The organism is Mycobacterium sp. 1165196.3 (assembly GCF_001673415.1).
Taxonomy (GTDB): Bacteria; Actinomycetota; Actinomycetes; order Mycobacteriales; family Mycobacteriaceae; genus Mycobacterium; species Mycobacterium europaeum_A.
Genome location: NZ_LZLU01000187.1, coordinates 1 through 6,270, shown reverse-complemented (window position 1 = coordinate 6,270; position 6,270 = coordinate 1). Strand labels below are relative to the sequence as shown.

5 protein-coding genes and 1 pseudogene are annotated in these 6,270 nt (G+C 68.4%); 4 read left to right on the top strand and 2 right to left on the bottom strand.

Going from position 1 to position 6,270, the window contains the following annotated elements; translation table 11 throughout:
• From A5659_RS19725 to A5659_RS19715, 3 genes are all read left to right on the top strand, one after another.
• Positions 1 to 750: glycosyltransferase family 9 protein (locus tag A5659_RS19725; protein WP_067183604.1), on the top strand; the 750-nt coding region annotated here is incomplete at its 5' end.
• Positions 747 to 2,051, top strand: coding sequence for a UDP-glucose/GDP-mannose dehydrogenase family protein (locus A5659_RS19720; RefSeq protein WP_066881960.1), 1,305 nt, complete (start codon positions 747 to 749; stop codon positions 2,049 to 2,051). The genes A5659_RS19725 and A5659_RS19720, both read left to right, overlap by 4 nt.
• Before the next feature lie 306 nt (positions 2,052 to 2,357).
• Positions 2,358 to 4,151 (top strand): thiamine pyrophosphate-requiring protein, encoded by a 1,794-nt coding sequence (locus A5659_RS19715; protein WP_066871008.1) that lies wholly within the window; start codon positions 2,358 to 2,360, stop codon positions 4,149 to 4,151.
• A gap of 20 nt (positions 4,152 to 4,171) precedes the next feature.
• On the opposite strand, the gene A5659_RS19710 is transcribed toward A5659_RS19715, so the two are convergent.
• On the bottom strand, positions 4,172 to 4,840 hold the full coding sequence (locus A5659_RS19710) for a UdgX family uracil-DNA binding protein (protein ID WP_066881958.1): 669 nt from the start codon (positions 4,838 to 4,840) through the stop codon (positions 4,172 to 4,174).
• Positions 4,841 to 4,910: 70 nt separating this feature from the next.
• Positions 4,911 to 5,471, bottom strand: coding sequence for a hemerythrin domain-containing protein (locus A5659_RS19705; RefSeq protein ID WP_067141161.1), 561 nt, complete (start codon positions 5,469 to 5,471; stop codon positions 4,911 to 4,913).
• Positions 5,472 to 5,614: 143 nt separating this feature from the next.
• Here A5659_RS19705 and A5659_RS19700 point away from each other — a divergent pair.
• Positions 5,615 to 6,270: pseudogene (locus A5659_RS19700) on the top strand (hypothetical protein); the annotation flags it as partial.

The window sequence follows — 6,270 nt, the reverse complement described above, 5'->3', positions numbered from 1 at the left end:
CTGGGCGACGTCCAGCCGCTGGGGGGCCCGCCGGCGCTGGCGATCAACCTGCATGGCTGCGGACCGCAGAGCATCGAGCACCTGCTGGCCTGGGAACCACAGTCGGTGATCAGTCATTGTCACCGTTGCCATCCCGGCGTGGCGGGCCCGCGCTGGCGCGCCGATCTGCACGAGATGCACCGGTGGTGCGCCTTGCTCGAATGGGCCGGAATCCCTTGCGATTTGACCGACACGCTGCTACCGCGCCCACCGCTTCCCCGCGACCAGACCGGGGCCGTCGTGATCCATCCCGGCGCGTCGGCGCCGGCGCGGCAGTGGCCACCGGAACGGTTCGCCGCGGTGGCCGCAGCATTGCGCGACGAGGGCTACGACATCGTCGTCACCGGATCGCCGAGCGAATTCGACCTGGCCCACGCCGTCGCCAGCGCCGCCCGGTTGCCGCGCACCGCCGTCGTGTCCGGACTGCTCGACCTGCCCGCGCTGACCGCGTTGATCAGCGACAGCCGGCTGGTCATCTGCGGTGACACCGGTGTGGCGCACCTGGCCGCCGCGACCGGAACCGCGTCGGTGGTGCTGTTCGGCCCCACCTCGCCCCGTCGTTGGGGCCCGCGCGGGCCCGCGCCGCACGCCGCGCTGTGGGCGGGCCGCAGCGGCGACCCCCATGCCGCGGTGCCCGACGAGGGCCTGCTGTCGATCACCGTCGACCGGGTGCTGTCCGCAAGCCACGATGTCCTGGGCGAGACGGCATGAGCAGCAAGCCTCTCGTCGGTGTGGTGGGCGTCGGTTACGTCGGTTTGACCACCGCGGTCTGTGTGGCCGGGCAAGGACTGAATACCGTTGCGGTGGACGCCGACCCGCACCGGGTGCGCAAACTCGCCACCGGGGTCTCGGTCATCGATGAACCCGGACTGACCGAATTGCTGAGCGACGGACTCGCGCGCGGCACGCTGAGTTTCAGCACCGACTTCGCCGCGTTGGCCGACCGGGACGTCGTGTTCGTCTGCGTCCCCACCCCCAGCGCCGCCGACGGTGCCGCGGACCTGGGCGCCGTCGAATCGGTGGTCGACGGCCTCAGCGGTGTGCTGCGGCGCGGGGCCATCGTCGCGTTGAAGTCCACCGTGCCGGTCGGTACCACCTCCCTCATGGGGCGGCGGCTCTGCCACAAGGGCATTCGTGTCGTTTCCACTCCGGAGTTCCTCCGCGAGGGGCGCGCCGTCGACGATTTCAGTCATCCGGACCGACTGGTGATCGGCACCGACGATGAACTGGCGGCCCAACTGGTACAGCAGTCGTACGGTTTCACCGCGCACCGCGTGCTGCGCATGAGCCCCGAGAGTGCCGAGCTCGCCAAGTACGCCAGCAACGCCTTCCTCGCGGTCAAGCTGTCCTACGCGAATTCGCTGGCGGCACTGTCCGCGCGGGTGGGCGCCGACATCAACGACGTGACCTGCTGCATGGGCGCCGATCGGCGCATCGGGCCGGAGTTCCTGCGCCCGGGCCCCGGTTGGGGCGGTTCGTGTCTGCCGAAGGACACCGCGGCGCTGGTGCACATCGCACACCGGCACGAGGTTTCCTTCGCGGAGGTCGAAGCGGCCCGGCGCACCAATACCGGGCAGGCGCAACGGATCGTCACCGCCCTGCGGCAAACGTTTGGCCGACCGTTGTCGGGCTGTCGGATCACCGCTTTGGGCCTCACGTTCAAGGCCGCCACGAGCGACACTCGCGACTCGCCTGCGCTGGCCGCATGCGAAGAATTCACTGCGGCCGGCGCCCAGGTGGTGGGTTTTGACCCGCAATTGCCCAACATCGATCCCACCGTCTTGCAGCAAAGCGGGGTGACGGCGGTCGACGACCCCTATCGCGCCGCCAAGGCCGCCGACGCGATCGTCGTGCTGACCGAATGGCCGCAATTCCGCGGGCTCGACTGGCAGGTCATCGCGCAGGACGCGCCGCTGGCCGTCGTCATCGATGCCAGAAACTCGCTGGATCCGGCCGCGGTGCGTGAAGCGGGCCTGGGTTACCTCGGAAACGGTGTGCCACAAGGCTTTTGATCCCGGCGCCGACCGTTCCGGTCGCGCCGCCGGGCGCCGTTGCACACTCGTCAGCTGAAAACTGGCTGAGAGTCGGCCCCGCCGGCGTCGTTTCGGCGAATAACACGGCCCGATCCGGGTAATACGGCTCGGGTGGGAAGTGCCGAAGCCGCCCATGCGGTGGCAGCCTGCATATGTCACGCCCGTCAGCGGGAGCCGCGCTCGGTGGGCGCGCGCACCGTCGGCGGTGCCATGCAGGTGGTTCAAACAATAGCCACACACGCCCACCCGCCAGCACAGTAGAACCGTCTGCCGAGGAGGGAAAACATGTCCAAAAAAGAGGTTTCCGATTATTTGCTGGAGCGCTTGCGGGCGTGGGGCGTTGAACATGTATTCGGGTATCCCGGCGACGGCATCAACGGGCTACTGGCCGCGTGGGGCCGCGCGGACAACAAACCCAAATTCATCCAGTCGCGCCACGAGGAGATGAGCGCCTTCGAGGCGGTCGGCTACGCGAAATTCACCGGCCGGGTCGGGGTCTGCGCGGCCACATCCGGCCCCGGAGCAATCCATCTGCTCAACGGCCTCTACGACGCCAAGCTCGACCACGTCCCGGTGGTGGCCATCGTCGGCCAGACCAACCGCAGCGCGATGGGCGGAAACTATCAGCAGGAGGTCGACCTGCTGAACCTCTTCAAGGACGTGGCCAGCGACTACGTCCAAATGGTCACCGTCCCCGAACAATTGCCCAACGTGCTCGACCGCGCCATCCGGATAGCGATGACCCAACGGGCCCCGACCGCGTTGATCATCCCCAGCGACGTCCAGGAGCTGCCGTACTCGCCGCCCGAGCACGCGTTCAAGATGGTGCCCTCCAGCCTCGGCATCGAGTACCCGGAGATCGCGCCCGACGACACCGCCATCGCACGGGCGGCCGACGTCCTCAACGCCGGCAAGAAGGTCGCCATCCTGGTGGGTACCGGCGCGCGCGGAGCCCACGAAGAGCTGGCCGAGGTCGCCGACCTGCTTGGCGCGGGAGCGGCCAAGGCCCTGCTGGGCAAGGACGTCCTGTCGGACGAATTGCCCTGGGTCACCGGCTCGATCGGGCTGCTCGGGACGCGGCCGAGCTACGAGATGATGCGCGACTGCGACACGCTGCTGACGGTCGGGTCCAGCTTCCCGTACACCCAGTTCCTGCCCGAATTCGGTCAGGCCCGCGCGGTGCAGATCGACGTCGACGGCCGGATGATCGGCATGCGCTACCCCTACGAGGTCAACCTCGTCGCCGACGCGAAGACCGCGCTGCGGGCGCTGATCCCGCACCTGCGCCGCAAGGAGGACCGGTCCTGGCGCGAGGGCATCGAGAAGACCGTGGCCCGCTGGTGGGAGACCATGGACAAGGAGGCGATGGTCAGCGCGAACCCGGTCAACCCGCTGCGATTGTTCTCCGAGCTGTCGCCCCAGCTGCCCGAAAATGCCATCGTCGCAGCCGATTCCGGCTCATCCGCCAACTGGTACGCGCGCAACCTGCGGTTCCGCGGCAACATGCGGGGCTCGCTGTCGGGCACGCTGGCCACGATGGGCCCCGGGGTTCCGTACGGGATCGGCGCGAAATTCGGCCACCCGGACCGGCCCGTCATCGTGTTCAGCGGTGACGGCGCCATGCAGATGAACGGCATGGCCGAGCTGATCACGATCAAGCGGTACTGGAACGAATGGAAAGACCCGCGCCTGATCATCGCGATCCTGCACAACAACGACCTCAACCAGGTCACCTGGGAAATGCGCGCCATGGCCGGCGCCCCGAAATTCGCTGAATCCCAGAATCTTCCGGATATCGACTTTGCCGCCTTCGCCGCCAGCCTGGGCCTGAACGCGATGGCGATCAAGGATCCGGAGGAACTGTCGGACGCCTGGCGCAACGCGCTGTCGGCGGACCGTCCCACGGTGCTGGACGTGCACACCGACCCCGACATGCCGCCGATCCCGCCGCACGCGACGTGGGAGCAGTTCAAGTCGGCGACCGCGGCGGTGCTCTCCGGTGACGAGGACCGGGTGGGCTTCGTCAAGGTCGGCCTCAAGACCAAGGCGCAGGAGTTCTTGCCGCACAAGAAGAGTTGACCCGCGGGCGGGTTCGGGCCTCAGCCGCGCTTGGTGACGCCCGAACCCGCACTGCGCAGGTCGTCGACGAACGACTTGTAGACCTCGTCGTGTCGGTCGCTGCGGTCGCGCAACACCGCCGAGGGATGTACCGTCGCGACCACGGTCGGTGCGGGCTCCACGTGCACGTCGACCGATGAGGGCAACCGCAACTGCTGGCCGCGCTGGGTGGACACCCGAAAAGTGTTGCCCAGCAACGACTGTGCGGCGGTGGCACCCAGGCACACGATGACCTGCGGCCGCACCGCTTCGATCTCCGCGATGAGCCAGGGCCGGCAGGCGACGACCTCGGTGCGGCCGGGCTTTTGGTGAATGCGCCGCTTCCCGCCCTTGCGGGTGAACTTGAAGTGCTTGACCGCGTTGGTCTCATAGACCAGCGCCGGCTCGATGCCGGCGTCCTCGAGGGCGCGGTCGAGCAGACGCCCGGCCGGGCCGACGAACGGCTCACCGGCGCGATCCTCCTGATCGCCGGGCTGCTCGCCCACCAGCATGATCGGCGCGCCAGGGTGCCCGTTGCCGAACACCGTCTGGGTGGCGTCTTCGAAAAGCGAACAGCCGTGGCATAATTCGGCCGCCGTCCGCAAGGAGTCCAGGCCGCGGTCCTGCGGGAGATAGCGGTCGGCACCGGGAGCTTTCGACGTTGCGGCCATGATCTCCTTCCCAGCGGCGTGGATACCCCCGCTCCCCACCGAGCGGGGGTACACGCCAGGGGTGGCTGCCTCAGCCCTTGCCCATGATGGCGTCGCGGGCCCGGTCGAGCATCGCGGCAAACGGTCCCGCGGCCAGGTTGGCCGCCTGGGATTCCACACCGGCGTGCGGGCGGGTGGGGGCGATCGCTTCGGCGAGCTTGGCGGCGCGGCCCATCCGTTCCAGCTCGTCGCCGCTCAATTCCTCACCGAGCTTGGCGAATTCGTCATGCTCCTCATGCTCGGCGTGTTCGATCACCGCGTCGCGCAGCTTCGTCAATTCGCGGGTGAACTCCTCGCTGTCGACGTCGAGCTTTTCTAGCTTCTGCAGGACGGTCTTGGCCTCGTGCTCTTCGCGCAGCCTCTTGTCGACGACGGTGGCGCCGCCAGAGATCTTGCGCTTGGCGCGCGGGTGAACGATTTCTTCCTCGGCGGTTTCGTGCACGGCGAGCAGGCGCCGCAGCTCGACAAAGGCCTTCTCGCGCGCCTTTCCGGACGCCGCCAGGGTTTCGGCGAACATCGCCTTGATCTGCTGATGCTGACTGACGAGAAAGTCGACCACGTCGGTGGGCGACTGGATGGCGTTCGGTGCCACAGTGTCCCTCCCATCTTTGGTGCGGCGCGCGGGCTGTGCGCGCTCCCGAGTCGGCTACCCGACCAATCCGACCGCCAAACGGGGTGTGGCGGCGCCCGCGCGGGGTATGTCCTGGACAAACCATCGAAAGGATTGGGTGGTCGATGGGCGCCGAACTTCGCACGGGCCAGCGCATCCGGGCGTTGCTGCGCTGCGCGGTCGTCGGCGGGCTGGCGGCGGCCTCGCTGACCACAGCCTGTTCGCGGCCGGGCGCGTCGCTGGAGAGCGCGCCCGCGGTCGACGTCTGGCGGATAGCTGTCCCATTGCACGAACCGGTGTGGTCCTACGGCACGGGCGCCCTGATCGCGCTCACCGGCGATCACCGGTTGGCCGAGGTCACCGCCGGCGATCACGGCAGCGATGCCAAGACGCGCTTCTCGGCACCCATGGCATCCGGGCGCAACATGCAGATCAGCCAGAAGGACCAGCGGATGGTGTTCGTGCCGCAGCCCGACCGCGGCAAGGTCGCCGCCGTCGACCTGGAAAGTCTGCGCCAGGTCGACGATTTCGACGCGGGACCGGCGCCGGCCTACCTGGCCGAAGACGCGGGCTTGCGCATGCTGCTGGCGCTGTCGGCCGATGGGATGGCGGTGACACCGGTGGACCAGTACGGCTACCGCAAGCTGCCCACGGCGACCACCGAAACCAGCGCCGACACCATCGACGGCGCCAACCGCGGACGCGAACTCGACTACCACCTGTATGGAGCGTCGGGCATCCGGCATTTCAAGGGCACGACATCACCGCCGGCGCAGCACGG